We start from the raw sequence: 18,483 nt of genomic DNA, 5'->3' as shown, positions 1-18,483 counted from the left end.
GGTGGACGGCCCTGCCGTCTGTGCCGGATTCCTCGTTTGCGAGGAAGATGGAGTTGTTGCCGTCGGATGGAGGGAGAGCGACATGGACACCACGCTGATCGTGCTGGCGCTGGCAGCCCTGATCTACTGGTGGGGACTGCTCTGATCCCGCCCCATCTCCCCCGGTGACGGGTCAGGCTCCGGCGCGCACGCCCGCCTCGACCCGCTTGCCGAGCTCCTCGTCGACGTTGCGCCAGTACTCGAAGATCCGCTCGTAGAGCGCCTCCGAGGTACCGCCGAGGACGTGTCCGACGATGTTGTTCACGAGGCGTTCGCGTGCCGCGTCGTCCATCACGTCGCGGACGAGGGTGCCCGCCTGACCGAAGTCGTCGTCCTCGGGATGCTGCACGTATCCCGCACGCACGGCCTCGGTTCCGAAGTTCCACAGACCTTCGTCACCGGCCCGCTCGGGATCGGCGTGCGGACCGCCGAAGCTGTTCGGTGCGTAGACCGGGGTCTGCGGATCGTTGAAGGTGTAGGCCATGTTGCCCTCCTTGCTGTAGGAGTCGACACGGGCGGCCTTCGCGGAGTTCACCGGCAGCTGTGCGTGGTTGACGCCGATGCGGTAGCGGTGGGCGTCGGCGTAGGAGAACACGCGGCCGAGCAGCATCTTGTCGGGCGAGAAACCGATGCCCGGCACGACGTTCGACGGGGCGAACGCGGCCTGCTCGATCTCCGCGAAGAAGTTGCGCGGGTTGCGGTTCAGGGTCATCGTGCCGACCTTGATCAACGGGTAGTCCTTTTGCGACCACACCTTGGTCAGGTCGAACGGGTTGAACCGGTAATTCTCCGCCTCCGCGACCGGCATGATCTGCACGTGGAGCGTCCAGCTCGGGAACTCGCCGCGCTCGATCGCCTTGTAGAGGTCGGCGCGGTGGTAGTCGGGATCCGAGCCGGCGAGGCGGTCGGCCTCGTCCTGGGTGAGGAACTCGATGCCCTGGTCGGTCTTGAAATGGTACTTCACCCAGAAGCGCTCACCGTCGGCGTTGATCCACTGGTAGGTGTGCGAACCGAAGCCGTCCATGTGGCGCCACGTGCGCGGCAGGCCACGGTCACCCATCAGCCAGGTGACCTGGTGTGCGGTCTCGGGGCGCAGGGTCCAGAAGTCCCACTGCATGGTGTGGTCGCGCAGGCCGGAGCCGGGCAGACGCTTCTGCGAGTGGATGAAGTCGGGGAACTTGATCGGGTCCTTGATGAAGAAGATCGGCGTGTTGTTGCCGACGAGGTCGTAGTTCCCGTCCTCGGTGTAGAACTTCAGGGCGAAACCGCGCGGGTCGCGCCAGGTGTCGGGGCTGCCCTGCTCACCGGCGACCGTCGAGAAACGTGCCAGCATCTCGGTTTTCGCGCCCCGCTGGAACAGCTTCGCCTTCGTGTAGGCGGAGACGTCCTCGGTGACGACGAGCTCACCGAACGCGCCGGCGCCCTTGGCGTGCACGACACGCTCGGGCACCCGCTCGCGGTTGAAGTGCGCGAGCTTCTCGACCAGGTAGTGGTCGTGGAGCAGGATCGGCCCCTGGGTGCCCGCGGTCAGCGACTCGTTGTCGCTGGCGACGGGGATACCGACGTTGTTCGTGGTGTAACGGGCATTCGTCATGGTGACCTCCGAATACGTGTGTTCCGGGTCTCGGGACACGAAGCCGGTGGTTCGGCCCGCGGAGGGGCCGGACCACCGGTGAAGCGAGTGGGCGCTAGTCGGCGCGGCAATCGGGGCACAGGCCCCAGAAGGTGACCTCTGCTTCGTCGATGACGAAGCCGTGGTCGTCGGACGGCGTCAGGCAGGGTGCGGCCCCGACGACGCAGTCGATGTCGACGACCGTGCCGCATGCGCGGCACACGAGGTGGTGGTGGTTGTCGCCGATGCGGGTCTCGTACCGTGCGGGCGATCCGGCCGGTTCGATCCGGCGGAGCAACCCGTTCCCCACGCATGCCTTGAGTACGTCGTACACGGCCTGCGTCGACACCGAGCCGAGTTCGTCGCGCACGTGGGCGGCAATTCCATCCGCATCGGAATGCGGATGCTCGGCAACGGTTCTCAGTACGGCAACGCGGGGAGCGGTCACCCGCAGACCCACGGAGCGCAGTTGCTCCTTGGGGTCGAAGTGATGCTCGTGTCCTTGTTGCATGACACCAAGTATGCCCCTTTTTCTGGAATAAGTCAAGAAAAGGATCGGTGCGGTGCCCGTCACGTCCCACTCCAGCGCCCCGCCCGGATCAGAGCTCGGTCCGGTCGGTGCCCGCCAGCACCCGGGATGCGTCGATGTCCGCCTGCAGAGCCTTCACCCGCGCCTCGGCGAACGAGAGCGAGTCGGAGCCGAGGAACTGGTGCAGCGGAGCGGTACCCGAGGTGGCGACCTCGATGATCGCGGCCGCGACCTTCACGGGATCCCCGAGCCGGGTCCCGTGCATCGCCCGATGCGCCTCGGTCGTCTCCCGCACGGCCGGATAGTCCTCGAGCGTCGAATCGGGAAGTGCAAGCGAATCGTTCGTCAGGAAATCGGTCCGCACGTATCCCGGTTCGACGAGGTTCACCCCGATACCGAGATCGGCGACCTCCGCGGCGAGCGCCTCCGTCAGGGCCTCGAGCGCGAACTTGCCCGCACTGTAGAGCCCCCAGCCCGGAAAGGTCGTCAGTCCCAGGATCGACGAGACGTTGACGATGTGCCCGCGACGGTTGCTCCTGAACACCGGAAGCGCCGCCCGCAGCACGTTCAGCACCCCGAAGATCTGCACGTCGAACATCGCATGTGCGTCGGCATCGGCGATCTCCTCGACGGCGGAGAGATAACCGTAGCCGGCGTTGTTGACGACGACATCGAGTGCGCCGAAGTGCTCCCGGGTCTGCGCGACGACCTCGACTCGCAGCCCGCCCTGGTGCTCGGCCATCGCACCGACGTGCTCGCCAGCAACCGGCTGGCGCGGGCGTTGTTCGCCGACTTCGACGCGATGCCACCACGGGAGCGCAACTACGCGCGGTGGATGCTGCTGAGCCCGGAGGCCCGGAACCTGTTCGCCGACTGGGAACAACAGGCCCGGACGGCGGTGGAGAGTCTGCGTCTCGACGTCGGCACGACCCCCGACGACCCGAACCAGACGTTGTTCCTCTACTCCACCGCTCCCGATTCGCCGTCCCGGGAGGCGATGAACCTGCTGGCGTCGTGGGTGCAGCCGGCACCGCGGCGCACCCACGACACCGGCTGACCTACATGCGTGACACGACTCGCGACGGGCCCGTGGACATCCGTCCGGAGGTGATGACGATGCCGTGGTGGGTGCCCGGGCGCAGCCAGCGGCTCAGCGTCGGTCCCTCCGCCGCGACGGTCACCCGGGCGTAGCGGAACTTCCCGCGCAGCCGGGCGGCGGCACGTTCGACGGCGCCACCGGGGATCGGCTGGGCAAAGGTCAGCCCACCTGCGATCGGCAGTTCCGGACCCTTCGGCGCGGCCGAGGTGGCCACGCTCCATCGGGCGCCGGTCGCGGAGAAGTCGCCGAGGACGTCGCCGTCGAACTTCGCGAGCACCTTCGGCAGCTTCCAGTGCTCACGACCACCGTGCACCGACGGCTCGGAATCGACGGCGATGAACGGCACCGCCATCGCCGGGATCAGGCCGCGACGCAGCACCGGGCTGGCCAGTACCTCGCGGTACGGCCCGACCGGCGAGTCGAGGTAGTCGACCATCATCGCGAGCGTGATGGGCAGGGTCGCACCGGTCGGCCCGTACTGGGCGGCATCCGGGGTGCTGCGGTGCCACCACAGGGTGGCCCGCACGGCGGCCGGCCAGGGTGGTGGCGGCGAGACCGGATAGTCGGTGCGTTCGTCCTTGCTCTCAGGCACTGTCCAGAGCACGGGCGCTCTCCTTCCGAACGGGGGTGATGGGCAGTCGCAGCACCGCCGGGGCCTCGACGGGCACGGCCGGTCGCACGGGCTGCACGGGCTGCACGGGTTCGTAGGCCGACCCGAGCGGAGGCCGGTTGTCCTTCTCCCCCTTGTTCGGCCACAGCGCCAGCGCACGTTCGGCCTGCGCGGTGATCGTGAGGGACGGGTTCACGCCGAGGTTGGCGCTCACCGCGGAACCGTCGACGACGTGCAGACCCTCGTGCCCGTAGACGCGCAGGTACGGGTCGACGGTGCCGGTACGCGGCGAATCGCCGATCGCACAACCACCGAGGAAGTGCGCGGTCATCGGGATGTTGAACAGGTCGGCGATCGAACCGCCGGCATCACCGTCGATCTTGTCGGCGACGCGGCGAACCGCCTCGTGGCCCACCGGAATCCATTCGGGCGGCGGGGTGCCCGGCCCTTGCTTGCTGGTCAGGCCGCGACCGATCGGCGTGCGCCGGGTCGCGAGCTCGAGCGAGTTGTCGTCGGTCTGCATGACCAGAGCGATGACCGTGCGCTCGGACCAGTTCCGCACCGACAGCGAGCGGAGGAAGGCAGCGGGATTCTTCGCGGCGACACCGAAGAACTTCAGCAGTCGCGGCATCCGCGTGCCACCGTCGACGAGCAGCGCCTGGAGCAGACCGATCAGGTTGCTGCCCTTGCCGTACCGCACCGGTTCGATGTGGGTGTGGTCGTCCGGGTGGAAGGACGACGTGATGGCCACGCCCTTCGTGTAGTCGACGACGCGATCCTGCGCGGTCGCGGCGAGCACCGCCTCGGAGTTGGTGCGCACCACGGTGCCGAGGGCCGGAGACAGGTTCGGTAGGTCGCCGGTCCCGCGACTCGCGAGCAACAGGCGCGCCGTGCCGTAGGTGCCGGCCGCGATCACCACCTGGTCGGCGGTGAAGACCTTGCGGCGCTTCCTGATGCCGTTCGTGCTGCGGGTGTGGACCTCATACCCACCACCGGTACGGGGCACCACACGGGTCACCGTTGTGAGGGCGTGGATGTGCGCGCCGGCCTTCTCCGCGAGGTAGAGGTAGTTCTTGACGAGCGTGTTCTTCGCTCCCACACGGCAACCCGTCATGCAGCTGCCGCACTCCGTGCAGCCGGTGCGGTCGGGGCCGGCTCCACCGAAGAACGGGTCGGGCACCGTCCTGCCGGGCTCGTCGAAGAACACACCGACCGGGGTGGTCGTGTAGGTGTGGCCGACACCCATCTCGTCGGCGACCTGGCGCATCACCTCGTCCGCGGGCGTGGTGCTGGGATTGGGGCGGACGCCGAGCATCCGTGCCGCCTGGTCGTAGTACGGGGTCAGTTCCGCTTCCCAATCGGTGATGTGACCCCACTGCGGGTCGCGGAAGAAGGGCGTCGGCGGCTTGTACAGGGTGTTGGCGTAGTTCAGCGACCCGCCGCCCACACCGGCTCCCGCCATGACGAGCACGTTGGGCAGCAGGTGCATGCGCTGCACCCCGTAGCATCCCACCTGCGGCGCCCACAGGTACTTGCGCAGCCGCCAGCTCGTCTCGGGCAGCTCGTCGTCCTCGAAACGCCGTCCGGCCTCGAGAACTCCTACCTTGTATCCCTTCTCGGTGGCGCGCAGCGCTGCAACGCTGCCGCCGAATCCGGATCCGATGACGAGGACGTCGTAATGGGTCATGCGCCTGCTCCCGCCGTCGCTCTGCTTCATGCGCTCGCTCCTGCCGTCGCTCGGTGTTCCGTGTAGCTCTCCGGGTCGAACTGCTTGGTCCGCGCCCGGTACTGCCACGTGAAGGTCGGCCACATCACGGAATTGCGGCCCTTCTCGTCGATGTACCAGCTGCTGCAGCCACCCTGGTTCCAGACCGTGTTGTTCAGCGCCGGGTCGAGATCGGCGGTGTAGCGGCGCACCGCGTCGTCGCGCACCTCCACGGCCGAGATGCCGCGACGCTCCATCGTGCGCAGCGCGTCGGAGATGTAGTTGGCCTGGGATTCGAGCATGTACACGATCGAGCTGTGGCCGAGATTGGTGTTGGGGCCGTACATGAGGAACAGATTGGGGAAGCCGGGCACGGTGATGCCGAGATAGGCCGAGGGGCTGCCGTCCCAGGTCTCGGCGAGGGTGCGGCCGTCGCCACCGCGGACGTGGTGCGCGACGGGCGGTTCCGTCGGCGTGAAGCCGGTGCCGAAGATGATGGTGTCGACCGGGTACTCGGTGCCCTTGTCGTCGACGACGCCGTTCTCGGTGACCGCCGCCAGACCGGAGGACACCACGTCCACCTTCGGCCGGGTGATGGCGGGGAACCAGTCGTTGGACAACAGGATCCGCTTGCAGGTGATCGCGAAATCGGGGGTCAGGCGCTTGCGCAGTTCGGGATCGCGCACGCTCTTGCGCAGCACCTGGCGAGCCCGGACCTCGAACAGCGGCAGGAGGTACTTGCGGGCGAAGGACTTCGTCATGCCGACGACGTAGATCTCCTTCTGCCCGTACACGAATCCGCGCACGAGCTTCTGGGCCACGGGGAATCGCCGGTAGAGCGTGCGGACCGACCGCGCGATGACGTGGTCGTGTTTGGGCATCACCCAGGAGGCGGTGCGCTGGAACAGCGTGAGATGTTCGACGCGGTCGACGATCGCCGGCACGAACTGGATGGCCGAGGCGCCGGTACCGATGACGGCGACACGCTCGCCCGTGAGATCGTGGTCGTGATCCCACTCGGCCGAGTGGAACTTCTTGCCGCGGAACAACTCCAGACCGGGAACCTTCGGGTAGGTGGGTGTGGAGAGGGCACCGGTCGCGGCGACGAGCACGTCGGCGGTCAGGTCGCCGCGGGAGGTGGAGATCCGCCACACGGCACGCTCGGCGTCCCACTGGGCCTCGCGCAGTTCGCATCCGAACATCGTCCGGTCGGTCACGCCCTGCTCCCGTGCGACGCGGCGGAGGTACGCATATATCTCCTCCTGGGTGCCGTGCGCTCGCGACCAGTCGGGTTCGGGCGCGAAGGAGAACGAGTACAGCGCGCTCGGAACATCGCATGCGGCACCGGGATAGGTGTTCACGCGCCAGGTTCCGCCGACGTCGTCACCACGCTCGAGGACGAGGACGTCGGCATCGGGGTTCTCGCGCAACAGCGTTGCGGTCATACCGATACCGCCGAAGCCCGCGCCGACGACGAGCGTGTGCACGTGATCGGGAAGCAGTGCGAGACTCATTTCATCACCAGCGCCTTCCAGACCGGGAGCAGGCGCTCCCGGAACTCTCGATCGGATTCGGGGGTGCGCATCAGGGCCGAGACGGCGAAACCCCGAGCGATTTCGATGCTGAGGTCGATGTGGTCGGGCGAGACCCTGTCGCCCATGATCTCCAGGCAACCCGTGCGGAGCGCGTCCGAGACCTTGCGTTCGAGCGGGATCATGGCCTCGTGCAGGGACGGATCGGTCCGCGCCGCGACCCACAGTTCGAGCGCTGCGGCGAAGAGCGGGCCCGAGAAGGCATCCATGAGCGTTTCGAAGCCGTGCTCCGGGTCGGGTCGTGTCTCGAGGATCTCCTGCAACCGCTTGTCGACGAGGTGCCCGACCGCCGCGACGACGAGGCTCTCCTTCGTGGGGAAGTGGTGGAGCTGGGCGCCTCGCGAGACTCCGGCACGTTTGGCGATGCCCTGCGTGCTGGTTCCCGAATAGCCATGCTCGACGAGCGAGTCGACCGCGGCGTCGAGCAGCTTGGCTCGCGTCGCGGCTGTGCGTTGCGCCTGGGTGCGACCACCGTTCGGCGCAGTGTCCTGGATCACGCTTCGCAGCGTAACGGGAAAACAACAAACAGTCCAGACTGCTTGTAAATATTTCTCGGGCCTACCGGATCAGGCCCGAAACGCGACGGAGCGGGTGGACCCGAAGAGGTCCACCCGCTCCGTCGAGCAGATCGGAAGGTCGCCTAGACGAGCAGCTCCGCGATCTGGATGGTGTTGAGAGCAGCACCCTTGCGCAGATTGTCGCCCGAGACGAAGAGCGCGAGACCGCGGCCCTCCGGAGCACCCGGATCCTGACGGATGCGGCCCACGAGCGAGACGTCGTCGCCCGCTGCGGCGAGCGGGGTCGGCACGTCGACGAGGCGGACGCCCGGAGCGTTCGCGAGCAGCTCCTGCGCACGCTCGACCGACAGCGGCCGCTCGAACTCGGCGTTGATCGACAGCGAGTGGCCGGTCACGACGGGAACGCGCACGCACGTGCCCGACACGAGCAGGTCCGGCAGGCCGAGGATCTTGCGCGACTCGTTGCGCAGCTTCTGGTCCTCGTCGGTCTCACCCGTTCCGTCGTCGACGATCGAGCCGGCGAGCGGCACGACGTTGAACGCGATGGGCGCGACGTACTTGTTCGGGGCCGGGAAGTCGACGGCGTCGCCCGCGTGGACGAGCTTGTCGGCCTCGTCGGCGACGGCACGCACCTGGCCGACGAGTTCCTCGACGCCCGCCAGGCCGCTACCGGAGACCGCCTGGTAGCTCGACACGATCAGGCGCTGGAGCCCGGCCTCGTCGTGCAGTGCCTTGAGCACCGGCATCGCGGCCATCGTGGTGCAGTTCGGGTTGGCGATGATGCCCTTCGGTGGGTTCTTCACCTGCTCCGGGTTGACCTCGCTGACGACGAGCGGAACCTCGGGGTCCTTGCGCCACGCCGACGAGTTGTCGACGACGATCGCACCGGCGGCCGCGAAGCGCGGAGCCTGCTCCTTGGAGAGGGTGCCGCCGGCCGAGAACAGCGCGATGTCGATGCCCTTCAGATCTTCGTCGGAGGTCGCCGCGACGTCCTCGACCACGATCTCCTCACCGCGGAACGGCAGCTTCTTGCCGGCCGAGCGGGCCGATGCGAAGAACCGAACCGTGTCGGCCGGGAAGTTGCGCTCCTCGAGGAGGGTGCGCATGACGATACCGACCTGCCCCGTGGCGCCTACGACTGCAATGGTCTTGCCCGTCGCTTCGCTCGCCTGATTGGTGGTCACGATTACCGCCCCGTTCCTGCGTGCACGACGGCCTCTTCGTCGCCGCCGAGCTCGAATGCCGCGTGCAGAGCGCGCACGGCGTCGTCGAGTTCGTTGTCATCCACGAGCACGGAGATGCGGATCTCCGACGTCGAGATCAGGTCGATGTTGATGCCGGCGTCGGCGAGAGCCTCGCAGAACTTGGCCGTGACGCCGGGGTGGCTCTTCATGCCGGCACCGACGAGGGAGACCTTGCCGATGTGGTCGTCGAAGAGGACCTGGGTGAAGCCGATGTCGCCCTGCTGCTTGGTGAGGAGCTCGACCGCGCGCGGGCCGTCACTCTTCGGGCAGGTGAAGGTGATGTCGGTCTTGCCGGTCTCGACCTTCGAGATGTTCTGCAGCACCATGTCGATGTTGATCTCGGCGTCGGCGACGGCGCGGAACACCTTGGCGGCGTAACCGGGGGTGTCGGGGATACCGACGACGGTGATCTTCGCTTCGCTGCGATCGTGCGCAACGCCGGTGATCAGGGCCTCTTCCACAGGGATGTCCTCCATCGATCCGGACACGATGGTGCCGGGCTTGGTGGTGTACGACGAACGAACGTGCACGGGCACGTTGTAGCGGCGGGCGTACTCCACGCACCGCAGCATGAGAACCTTCGCGCCGCACGCGGCGAGCTCGAGCATCTCCTCGAAGGAGACCTTCTCGAGGCGCTGCGCGTCCTTGACGATGCGCGGGTCCGCGGAGAACACGCCGTCGACGTCGGTGTAGATCTCGCAGACGTCCGCGTTCAGCGCGGCGGCGAGTGCGACGGCGGTCGTGTCCGAACCGCCACGACCGAGAGTCGTGATGTCCTTGCTGTCCTGGCTCACACCCTGGAAGCCGGCGACCAGCACGATGCTGCCCTCGTCGAGGGCGGTGCGCACACGGCCGGGGGTGACGTCGATGATCTTCGCCTTGCCGTGGCTGCCCGTGGTGATCACGCCCGCCTGGGAACCCGTGAACGACCGGGCCTCGGCGCCGAGCGAGTGGATCGCCATCGCGACGAGGGAGTTGGAGATGCGCTCACCGGAGGTGAGGAGCATGTCCATCTCGCGGGCCGGCGGGGCCGGGCACACCTGCTGTGCGAGATCGAGGAGTTCGTCGGTCGTGTCTCCCATAGCCGAGACGACGACCACGACGTCGTTGCCCGCCTTCTTGGTCTCGACGATCCTTTCAGCGACGCGCCGGATCCGCTCGGCCGTCGCGACCGAGGATCCTCCGTACTTCTGGACGACGAGTGCCACGCTGGCCAACCTCCGGGTCTCGGGAACAAGTCCAGTGGCCCAGCTTACCGACCGCGGCTTCCATCGACCCGGGGCGTCTCAGGAAAGTGTCGTGCGCAACAGGATGACGTTGTAGTCGCCCCACCGCGAGGCGGTGAAGTAGAGGTCCGTATCCGTGGACCACGGGTGGATGAACGGAGCGTAGAGACCACCGATCTCGCGGTGGGTGACCAGCACGCGGGCCTCGCTCCACGGCCCCTCGGGTCTCGCGGACGTCCTCATCTCGATCGTGCCGTTCGCCTCGTTACCGTAGAGCATGACGAACTCACCGCCCAGGAACTGCACCGACATCTCCCCGACGGCGGGTGGCACGACCGGTGTGGCCGCGGCGGCGTCGCCGGGGACCCAGCCGTCACTGCTCCAGTACTCGTAGGCGGCCAGATCCAGCAGAGCGGTCTCGGGGACGCGCGAGACGAAGGCCGCGCCGAACCGGCCCTGTGGTGTGCCGAAGTCGTAGACGTATCCCTCGTGGCGGACGTAGGCGTGCTGCTGGAAGTTCTCGTTCCCGGTGGACAGCTGCTGCACCGTGGGTACGTCGAGCGGCAGGTTGATCCGCGCCGTCGCCGGGTCGAGCTGCCAGGTCTCCCGAGCCGGGGAGTCCCGAGTCGCAGGGTTCGGCGTGCGCCGCGGGGGCGGAGACCGCCATGAGTCCGAGTGCGAGCAGTGCACTGCACGATCCGGCAACCGCCGTGCGCAACGATCCCATCGACACGCCCTTCACCCGTCGTGTTACCGGAGATATCGGTGATACCGGTGTTACTGATGTTGCGGGAGTTACGTTTGGTAACGCTAGGGGCGCAAGTACCGCTCTGTCAGGCACGTTCGTATCGCTCGGGTCACGACATCACCGCCGCCCGGTCACACGGAACGCATGCGTGTGGGAGGTGCCACTTGGTCGAGGTGGGGTATGGCGCGATACACTGCTGGGCATGCAGCGCGTGCTTCTCCTCGGCCGCCGCGGCGGGATCTGACCAGACCGGCTTCCCGTCGCGGGGTTTTCGACGCGCCGGTCGATATTCGATCTGGGCCCACAGGTCCCCTTTTCTCTTTGGAGTTACGTCATGTCACCCGCCGACGCTTTCACCTCCGGCTCGCGCACCATCACGCCGCCGAGCAAGCCGGCCCCGGCCGACCAGCCGTCGTGGAACAAGCAGAAGAACTCGTCGATGCCGACCTACCGGTACCGGCCGTTCGCCGAGGAAGTCGAGTCGATCTCGCTGCCCGACCGCACCTGGCCCGACAAGATCATCGATCGCGCCCCGGCGTGGTGCGCCGTGGACCTGCGCGACGGCAACCAGGCGCTGATCGACCCGATGAGCCCCGCCCGTAAGCGGCGCATGTTCGATCTGCTCGTACGCATGGGCTACAAGGAGATCGAGGTCGGTTTCCCGTCCGCGAGCCAGACCGATTTCGATTTCGTCCGCGAGATCATCGAGGACGGCGCGATTCCCGACGATGTCACCATCCAGGTGCTGACGCAGTCCCGCCCCGAGCTGATCAAGCGCACCTTCGAGGCGTGCGCCGGGGCGCAGAACGTGATCGTGCACTTCTACAACTCGACGTCGATCCTGCAGCGTCGCGTGGTGTTCCGCGCCGACAAGGAGACCGTCGAGAAGATCGCGACCGACGCCGCGGAGCTGGTGCTCGAAGAGGCGAAGAACCACCCCGACACCAACTGGCGCTGGGAGTACTCCCCCGAGTCGTACACCGGAACCGAGCTGTCGTACGCCAAGGATGTCTGCGACGCGGTCGTCGAGACCTTGGGCGCGACCCCCGAGAACCCGGTGATCATCAACCTGCCGGCCACCGTCGAGATGGCCACCCCCAACGTCTACGCCGACTCGATCGAGTGGATGCACCGCAACCTGGCGAAGCGCGACTCGATCATCCTGTCGCTGCACCCGCACAACGACCGCGGCACGGGTGTCGCCGCGGCCGAGCTGGGCTACCAGGCCGGTGCCGACCGCATCGAGGGCTGCCTCTTCGGCAACGGTGAGCGCACCGGCAACGTCTGCCTGGTGACCCTGGGCATGAACATGTTCAGCCGTGGCGTCGACCCGCAGATCGACTTCTCGAACATCGACGAGATCCGCCGCACGGTCGAGTACTGCAACCAGCTGCCCGTCCACGAGCGCCACCCCTACGGTGGCGACCTGGTCTACACCGCCTTCTCCGGCAGCCACCAGGACGCGATCAACAAGGGCATCGACGCGATGAAGGTCGACGCCGAAGCCGCCGGTGTCGACGTCGACGACCACACCTGGGCCGTGCCCTACCTGCCGATCGACCCGAAGGACGTCGGCCGCACCTACGAGGCCGTGATCCGCGTGAACTCGCAGTCCGGCAAGGGCGGCATCGCGTACATCATGAAGCACGACCACGGCCTGAACCTGCCGCGTCGCCTGCAGATCGAGTTCTCGCAGGCCGTGCAGAAGGTCACCGACGGTGAGGGTGGCGAGGTCAGCCCCAAGGAGATGTGGGACATCTTCCACGAGGAGTACCTGGCCCCGGTCTCGCCGCTCGAGCGCATCCGGCAGAAGGTCACCGCGGCCGAGACCGACGACGGTGAGGACACCATCGCCGCCGTGCTGAAGGTCGACGGCGTGGAAAAGGAGATCTCCGGCAGCGGCAACGGCCCGCTGGCGGCCTTCGTCGACGCCCTCGAGTCGCTGGGTTACCAGGTGGCCGTTCGCGGTTACGCCGAGCACGCCATGTCCGCCGGCGACGACGCCAACGCCGCGGCCTACGTCGAGGCCGACGTCACGCGTCCCGACGGCACGACCGTCCTGGTGTGGGGCGTGGGCATCGCCCCGTCGATCACCACGGCGTCGCTGCGCGCGATGGTCTCCGCGGTGAACCGCTCGCACCGCTGATCCGTCTCCGAACCGAATGCGGTGGACCCATGAGGGTCCACCGCATTCGTCGTTTTCGGGGATTTTCACCCCGACAATTCATCTCGCAAATACCGTTTCGGGCAATTACCGCACTCTCCGGAAAGATACAGTTCCGAATGTTCGACGAGAACGAACCCGTTCACGGGTGATATCCGTCGAATTCCGCAATTCTCGTCCCGCAGAGTCGTTCTGCTCGAACCCGGAGTGTGCGTATGGAATTCATGGACATCATCTGGTACATCATCGTCTGCTTCGCATTCATCGCGTACCTCATCATGCTGTGGATGATCATCGGGGATCTGTTCCGCAACCGCGAACAGTCCGGCTGGGTCAAGGCGATCTGGATCGTCTTCCTGTTCGTCTTCCCGTGGCTCACAGGCCTGATCTATCTGATCGTCCACGGCACCGGAATGGCAGAGCGCTCCGCGAAGGAGGCCGCGCAGTACAAGGCCGTGCAGGACGACTACATCCGCTCGGTCGCCGGCAAGTCGCCCGCCGAGCACATCGCCGACGCGAAGAAGCTGCTCGACGAGGGTGTCATCGACCAGGCCGAGTTCGACGCACTGAAGGCCAAGGCACTCGCCTGATCCCGCGCGACCACCCGTTCGTTCACATCGACAGCTTCCGTGCCGCTGCGGCCCGGAAGCTGTCGAGCACGGCACCCACGGCTGGCCGTCGCGCCGCTCCCGGGCGGGTGACGAGCTCGTAGAGCCGCGCCGCACGCACACCGGCCAGCGGCAGGCGCACCAAGGCCGGATGCAGAACCGAGTACCGCGGCAGCAGGGCCACCCCGTGCCCCGCCGCGACGAGTTCCTCGATGACACGGAAGTCGTTGATGCGGTGCACAACCCGAGCCCGGATGCCCGTCACCGCCGCGACGGAGAGCAACACGTCGTCGACGGGGAATCCACCCCGCACGCTGATCCAGCCCTCCCCCACCAGTTCGTCGACCTGCACGCGGTCCTGCGCCGCGAGCCGGTGCCCGGGAGGGAGGACGACATCGATCGGTTCGCGCATAAGCGTCTCGACGTGGACACGCGGCCCGGACAGCGGAGCCGAACGCTCGTCGCGGTGGGTGAGCACCACGTCGTAGTCGGCGAGCAGTGCGGGCGCGGCCGAGGCCGGGACGTCCTCGTCGCTCACGTCCAACTCGACGCCGATCGCCCCGGCCGCCTCGAGCACGGCCGGCAGCAGGAGCGCTGCCCCGGAGGGGAACGACGCCACGCGCACCCGTCCGCGGGGCGACCGCGCATAGGCGGTCATCTCGTCGGCGGCCCGGTCGAGGGCGTCGAGCACCTCGTCGGCGCGCACCACGAGCGCACGACCCGCATCGGTGAACCGCAGGCGTCGGCCGTCGGGTTCGAGCAGGGGTACTCCCGCCTCCCGGGCGAGCACCTTGAGCTGCTGCGAGACGGCCGACGGTGTCATCGACAACGCTGCGGCTGTCGCAGCCACGGTTCCGCGGTCGGCGAGTTCGCGCAGTATCCGCAATCGCACGACATCCATGTAGTAAAACTACTCAGTTTCTTCAGAAACATTCGCTTGTTCTGATTGTTTCCTGCGCAAAGAATTGACGGCATGTCGTTCCGGGACCGTCTGCTCGCGCTCACCGTCGTGGTGCTCTGGGGATGCAACTTCCTCGCGATCAGACTGGGCCTCGACCACTTCCCGCCGTTCTTCTTCGCCGGACTGCGGTTCGCGATCATCGCCGTCCCGGTCCTGCTGTTCGTCCCGCGACCCGCCGTTCCCCTGCGCTGGCTCCTGCTCTACGGCGCCGGGTTCGGCTTCGCCCAGTTCGCCTTCCTGTTCTGGGCGATGGAGGCCGGTCTACCCACGGGCCTCGCGTCGCTCGTACTGCAGTCGTCCGCGCCCTTCACCGTCCTGCTCGCCGCACTGTTCCTGCGCGAACGGCTCGACGGTGTCCGCCTCGCCGGTCTCGTCGTCGCCGTGTCCGGCATGGTGATCGTCGCCGTGGGGCAGGGCGCCGCGGACGCGAGCCTGCTCCCCATGACCCTCGCCGTGCTCGCCGGTCTGTCGTGGGCGGTCGGCAACATCGCGACCCGCAAGGCGGGCGCCGCCGACCCCATGCGCCTGATGCTGTGGATGTGCGTCGTGCCCGTGCTCCCCTTCTTCGGGATCTCCTGGTTCGCCGAGGGCCCGCATGCCTGGTCCACCCTCGGCACCGCCGTCACCACCGTGGACGGGGGCCTGGCGCTGGCCGGACTCACCTACGTCGTCCTGGCGGGCACGATCGCCGGCACCGGTATCTACGCCTCGCTGCTGTCGCGCTATCCCGCCGGGACCGTCGCGCCGCTCTCCCTCATGGTGCCGGTCGTCGGGTTCACCGTCGCGTGGATCACGCTCGGCGAGCGACCGGCACCGTCCTCCCTGATCGGCGGTGTGATCGTCATCGTCGGAGCCCTCGCCGCCCAGGGCGGACACCGCAGTGTGACGAGCAGGACGCTCCTCCGGCGACACAACGCTCCCACGCCTGTGGAACACTCGCCGACGTGGGAACCAGCACAGGAATCACCGCACGTGGACGGCTCGCACTGCGCGCAGCCCGAGCCGCCGCGTGGGCGTCCCAGAAGGCCGGACGCGGTAAGGGCTCGATGATCGGAGGGCTCGTCGCCCTGAAGATCGACCCGGCACTGATGAAGCAGCTCGGCCACGGCCGGCAGACCGTGCTCGTCACCGGGACGAACGGCAAGTCCACGACGACCCGCATGACCGCAGCCGCGCTCGAGACGATCGATTCGGTCGTCACGCAGGCCGACGGCGCGAACATGGACGCCGGGATCGTCGCCGCGCTCGCCACCGACCTCCGGGCGCCGCTCGCCGCGATCGAGGTCGACGAACTGCACACCCCGCATGTCGCCGACGCCCTCGAGCCCCGCGCGATCGTGCTGCTCAACCTCACCCGCGACCAGCTCGACCGGGTCGGTGAGATCAACATGATCGAGCGGAAGCTGCGCGAGGGCCTGAAGCGGCATCCCGACGCGGTGATCGTCGCGAACTGCGACGACGTGCTCGTCACGTCCGCCGCCTACGACAACCCGAACGTCGTGTGGGTCGCCGCCGGCGCCGGTTGGGCCAACGACTCGGTGAGCTGCCCGCGCACGGGCGAGCCGATCGTCCGCGAGGGCGACCACTGGTACAGCACGGGCTCCGACTTCGCGCGGCCGACACCGGACTGGTGGGTCGACGACGAGAACCTGTACGGACCGGACGGCCTCGTCCTCCCGCTGAAGCTGACCCTGCCCGGTCGCGCCAACCGGGGCAACGCTGCCCAGGCGGTCGCGGCCGCCGTCGCCCTCGGCGCAGATCCGGCGAAGGCCGTCGCGGCCGCCTCGGTCGTCGAAGAGGTCGCCGGTCGCTACAAGACCGTGCAGGTCGGGCCGCACTCGGTGCACATGCTGCTCGCAAAGAACCCCGCCGGCTGGCAGGAGGCCCTGTCGATGATCGACCCGACCGTCGACGGCCTGGTGATCGCCGTCAACGGTCAGGTGCCCGACGGCGAGGACCTCTCGTGGCTGTGGGACGTCCGCTTCGAACACTTCGAAGGCGTGCAGGTGGTAGCAGCGGGCGAACGCGGCACCGATCTCGCCGTCCGCCTGACCTACGCGGGTGTCGAGCACACACTGGTGCCGGATCCGCTGAAGGCCATCGCCTCGTGCCCTCCCGGTCGTGTGGAGGTGCTCGCCAACTACACCGCGTTCCGCGATCTCAACACCGCCATCGCCAGGAGAGCTGCCCATGTCTGAGTCGACCGTCCGCATCGGACTCGTCCTGCCCGACGTGATGGGCACCTACGGCGACGGCGGCAATGCCCTGGTGCTGCGCCAGCGCCTGCGGATGCGCGGTCACGACGCCGAGATCGTCGAGATCGGACTGAACGATCCCGTCCCCGAGTCCCTCGACCTCTACACCCTCGGTGGCGCCGAGGACGCCGCGCAGCGACTGGCCACGCGGCACCTGCAGCGCTATCCGGGACTCCAGCGCGCCGCCGAACTCGGAGCGCCCGTGCTGGCCATCTGCGCCGCGATCCAGGTGCTCGGCCACTGGTACGAGACGTCCTCGGGCGAACGCGTCGACGGTGTCGGCATCCTCGACGCGACCACCTCGCCGCAGCAGACCCGCGCGATCGGCGAGATCGTCATCCGCCCCACGCTGTCCGGCGTCACCCAGCCACTGACCGGCTTCGAGAACCACCGTGGTGGAACGACTCTCGGAGCCGACGCCACCGGGCTCGGCCGCGTCGACCGCGGTGTCGGCAACGGGGTGGGCGACGGACTCGAAGGCGCCGTGCAGGGTTCGGTGATCGGCACCTATCTGCACGGTCCCGTGCTCGCCCGCAATCCCGAGCTCGCCGATCATCTCCTGATGCGCGCTCTGGGAGTCGACTCGCTGCCGCCGCTGGATCTGCCCGAGGTCGATCTGCTGCGGCAGGAACGGTTGCGCGCCTGAGTGATCAACCGTGCGCGGCGATGTGTTCGAGGACCAGCCGCGCGAGCTTCTCCGGCTCCTCGTCGGGAATCCAGTGGCTCGTGCCGACGAGCGTTTCCCGTCGGTACGGCCCACTGACGTAGCGGGCGGTCGCGTCGACCCCGGCCGGCGCGATGGCGACGTCGCCGTCGCTCCACACCATGAGCGTGGGCACGCGAACGGGTTCGAGAGTCGCTCTCGGATCCACGAAGGGCACGGCTCGATACCAGTTGACACCGCCGCGGACGGCGTCCGGATCGGCCATGCGCGCGGAGTCCCGCTCCGCTGCCTCGGCGGGTTGCCCCGTCCGCCGGAGCACCGAGCGACCGATGGCTTCGTTGCTCAGCAGGATTTCCGGGATCCACGGGACCTGGAAAGCGAGCATGTACCACGAACGCAGCAGCTGCAGACTCGTGCCGAAGGCACGCAGGAAGGCAGCGGGATGTGGGACGGACACCGCTGTCACGGTCCGGACCAGTTCGGCACGTCGGGTGGCCAGACCCCACGCGACGACCGCTCCCCAGTCGTGCCCGACGACGTGCACATTCTTGCCCGGCACCACGTCGATGAGCGCAACGGCGTCGTCCACGAGGTGCCGTAGGCGGTAGTCCCGACGACGACGAGGCCGCGCGCCGGGCGAGTAGCCGCGCTGATCCGGGGCGAAGGTGCGATACCCCGCGGCGTGCAGGTGAGGCGCGACCGCCTCCCAGGATCGGGAGTCCTGCGGAAAGCCGTGCAGAAGAACGATGGGTTCGCCGTCGATCGGCCCGTCGTCGCGGATGTCGAACCGGAGTCCGTCCCTCTCGACGGTCGTGATGCGCTCCCCCACCCGAGTCCCCCTTCGAAAGCCCCCGTGGCGGTCGCGGCGATCGGCACCGACCCGGGATTCGACCGCGAATCCTCCCTTGA

Annotated in this window: 17 protein-coding genes and 1 pseudogene; 6 read left to right on the top strand and 12 right to left on the bottom strand. The window is 67.9% G+C overall.

What is annotated here, in order from left to right; translation table 11 throughout:
• Positions 1-172 precede the first annotated feature (172 nt).
• From ACLBYD_RS20505 to ACLBYD_RS20495, 3 genes are all read right to left on the bottom strand, one after another.
• Positions 173-1,633: a catalase gene (locus ACLBYD_RS20505; RefSeq protein WP_160876062.1), complete on the bottom strand. Its 1,461-nt coding sequence runs from the start codon at positions 1,631-1,633 to the stop codon at positions 173-175.
• Positions 1,634-1,727: 94 nt separating this feature from the next.
• Positions 1,728-2,162, bottom strand: coding sequence for a Fur family transcriptional regulator (locus tag ACLBYD_RS20500; protein WP_024102806.1), 435 nt, complete (start codon positions 2,160-2,162; stop codon positions 1,728-1,730).
• Positions 2,163-2,250: 88 nt separating this feature from the next.
• Entirely contained in the window at positions 2,251-2,922 is a 672-nt protein-coding gene (locus tag ACLBYD_RS20495) for an SDR family NAD(P)-dependent oxidoreductase (RefSeq protein WP_447817877.1), read from the bottom strand.
• Here ACLBYD_RS20495 and ACLBYD_RS20490 point away from each other — a divergent pair.
• Positions 2,866-3,237, top strand: a pseudogene (locus ACLBYD_RS20490) (MmyB family transcriptional regulator); the annotation flags it as partial. The gene ACLBYD_RS20495 and the pseudogene ACLBYD_RS20490 sit on opposite strands and share 57 nt — an antisense overlap.
• Position 3,238: 1 nt before the next feature.
• Here ACLBYD_RS20490 and ACLBYD_RS20485 read toward each other — a convergent pair.
• The 7 genes from ACLBYD_RS20485 to ACLBYD_RS20455 all read right to left on the bottom strand — a co-directional run bounded on the left by ACLBYD_RS20485 (position 3,239) and on the right by ACLBYD_RS20455 (position 10,864).
• Positions 3,239-3,871, bottom strand: coding sequence for a hypothetical protein (locus tag ACLBYD_RS20485; protein WP_447817883.1), 633 nt, complete (start codon positions 3,869-3,871; stop codon positions 3,239-3,241).
• Positions 3,864-5,576, bottom strand: a complete 1,713-nt coding sequence (locus ACLBYD_RS20480) for an FAD-dependent oxidoreductase (RefSeq protein WP_447817882.1) — start codon at positions 5,574-5,576, stop codon at positions 3,864-3,866. The genes ACLBYD_RS20485 and ACLBYD_RS20480 overlap by 8 nt, the downstream gene beginning before the upstream one ends.
• 26 nt (positions 5,577-5,602) lie before the next feature.
• Positions 5,603-7,108 (bottom strand): flavin-containing monooxygenase, encoded by a 1,506-nt coding sequence (locus ACLBYD_RS20475; RefSeq protein ID WP_447817876.1) that lies wholly within the window; start codon positions 7,106-7,108, stop codon positions 5,603-5,605.
• Positions 7,105-7,683: a TetR/AcrR family transcriptional regulator gene (locus tag ACLBYD_RS20470; protein ID WP_447817875.1), complete on the bottom strand. Its 579-nt coding sequence runs from the start codon at positions 7,681-7,683 to the stop codon at positions 7,105-7,107. The genes ACLBYD_RS20475 and ACLBYD_RS20470 overlap by 4 nt, the downstream gene beginning before the upstream one ends.
• 143 nt (positions 7,684-7,826) lie before the next feature.
• Positions 7,827-8,888 carry an aspartate-semialdehyde dehydrogenase gene (locus ACLBYD_RS20465; RefSeq protein WP_071936173.1) on the bottom strand — a complete coding sequence of 354 codons (1,062 nt, stop codon included), beginning with the start codon at positions 8,886-8,888 and terminating at the stop codon, positions 7,827-7,829.
• 2 nt (positions 8,889-8,890) lie between these two features.
• Positions 8,891-10,156 (bottom strand): aspartate kinase, encoded by a 1,266-nt coding sequence (locus ACLBYD_RS20460; RefSeq protein ID WP_016693203.1) that lies wholly within the window; start codon positions 10,154-10,156, stop codon positions 8,891-8,893.
• A gap of 78 nt (positions 10,157-10,234) precedes the next feature.
• Positions 10,235-10,864, bottom strand: a complete 630-nt coding sequence (locus tag ACLBYD_RS20455; RefSeq protein ID WP_447817881.1) for a DUF4185 domain-containing protein — start codon at positions 10,862-10,864, stop codon at positions 10,235-10,237.
• Between the two features lie 392 nt (positions 10,865-11,256).
• On the opposite strand from ACLBYD_RS20455, the gene leuA reads away from it, so the two are divergent.
• Both leuA and ACLBYD_RS20445 read left to right on the top strand, forming a co-directional pair.
• Positions 11,257-13,068 (top strand): 2-isopropylmalate synthase, encoded by a 1,812-nt coding sequence (gene leuA / locus ACLBYD_RS20450; protein ID WP_447817874.1) that lies wholly within the window; start codon positions 11,257-11,259, stop codon positions 13,066-13,068.
• Between the two features lie 233 nt (positions 13,069-13,301).
• Positions 13,302-13,676, top strand: coding sequence for an SHOCT domain-containing protein (locus ACLBYD_RS20445; protein ID WP_006552449.1), 375 nt, complete (start codon positions 13,302-13,304; stop codon positions 13,674-13,676).
• Positions 13,677-13,698: 22 nt separating this feature from the next.
• Here the strand turns inward: ACLBYD_RS20445 and ACLBYD_RS20440 are convergent, their stop codons facing one another.
• Positions 13,699-14,595 (bottom strand): LysR family transcriptional regulator, encoded by an 897-nt coding sequence (locus ACLBYD_RS20440; protein WP_447817873.1) that lies wholly within the window; start codon positions 14,593-14,595, stop codon positions 13,699-13,701.
• Positions 14,596-14,667: 72 nt separating this feature from the next.
• On the opposite strand from ACLBYD_RS20440, the gene ACLBYD_RS20435 reads away from it, so the two are divergent.
• Genes ACLBYD_RS20435 through ACLBYD_RS20425 form a run of 3 tightly spaced genes read left to right on the top strand, consistent with a single transcriptional unit; the run spans position 14,668 to position 17,556 of the window.
• Positions 14,668-15,705 (top strand): EamA family transporter, encoded by a 1,038-nt coding sequence (locus ACLBYD_RS20435; RefSeq protein ID WP_447817872.1) that lies wholly within the window; start codon positions 14,668-14,670, stop codon positions 15,703-15,705.
• A complete protein-coding gene (locus tag ACLBYD_RS20430) occupies positions 15,600-16,853 on the top strand; it encodes a Mur ligase family protein (protein WP_088898813.1) in 1,254 nt (417 codons plus the stop codon). Before ACLBYD_RS20435 ends, ACLBYD_RS20430 begins: the two co-directional genes overlap by 106 nt.
• Positions 16,846-17,556, top strand: coding sequence for a type 1 glutamine amidotransferase (locus ACLBYD_RS20425; protein WP_447817871.1), 711 nt, complete (start codon positions 16,846-16,848; stop codon positions 17,554-17,556). Before ACLBYD_RS20430 ends, ACLBYD_RS20425 begins: the two co-directional genes overlap by 8 nt.
• Before the next feature lie 4 nt (positions 17,557-17,560).
• Here ACLBYD_RS20425 and ACLBYD_RS20420 read toward each other — a convergent pair whose 3' ends face one another.
• A complete protein-coding gene (locus ACLBYD_RS20420) occupies positions 17,561-18,403 on the bottom strand; it encodes an alpha/beta fold hydrolase (RefSeq protein ID WP_447817870.1) in 843 nt (280 codons plus the stop codon).
• Between the last annotated feature and the right edge of the window lie 80 nt (positions 18,404-18,483).

The organism is Rhodococcus sp. C26F, from assembly GCF_053345925.1.
The sequence above is the reverse complement of the archived record's forward strand: the minus strand, read 5'-3'. Positions and strand labels throughout refer to the sequence as shown.

Excerpts from the sequence above, each read along its gene's own strand:
- ACLBYD_RS20425 (WP_447817871.1), top strand. The coding sequence starts at position 16,846 with ATGTCTGAGTCGACCGTCCGCATCGGACTCGTCCTGCCCGACGTGATG.
- ACLBYD_RS20480 (WP_447817882.1), bottom strand. The coding sequence starts at position 5,576 with ATGACCCATTACGACGTCCTCGTCATCGGATCCGGATTCGGCGGCAGC.
- ACLBYD_RS20445 (WP_006552449.1), top strand. The coding sequence starts at position 13,302 with ATGGAATTCATGGACATCATCTGGTACATCATCGTCTGCTTCGCATTC.
- leuA (WP_447817874.1), top strand. The coding sequence starts at position 11,257 with ATGTCACCCGCCGACGCTTTCACCTCCGGCTCGCGCACCATCACGCCG.
- ACLBYD_RS20440 (WP_447817873.1), bottom strand. The coding sequence starts at position 14,595 with ATGGATGTCGTGCGATTGCGGATACTGCGCGAACTCGCCGACCGCGGA.
- ACLBYD_RS20500 (WP_024102806.1), bottom strand. The coding sequence starts at position 2,162 with ATGCAACAAGGACACGAGCATCACTTCGACCCCAAGGAGCAACTGCGC.
- ACLBYD_RS20475 (WP_447817876.1), bottom strand. The coding sequence starts at position 7,108 with ATGAGTCTCGCACTGCTTCCCGATCACGTGCACACGCTCGTCGTCGGC.
- ACLBYD_RS20505 (WP_160876062.1), bottom strand. The coding sequence starts at position 1,633 with ATGACGAATGCCCGTTACACCACGAACAACGTCGGTATCCCCGTCGCC.
- ACLBYD_RS20495 (WP_447817877.1), bottom strand. The coding sequence starts at position 2,922 with ATGGCCGAGCACCAGGGCGGGCTGCGAGTCGAGGTCGTCGCGCAGACC.
- ACLBYD_RS20435 (WP_447817872.1), top strand. The coding sequence starts at position 14,668 with ATGTCGTTCCGGGACCGTCTGCTCGCGCTCACCGTCGTGGTGCTCTGG.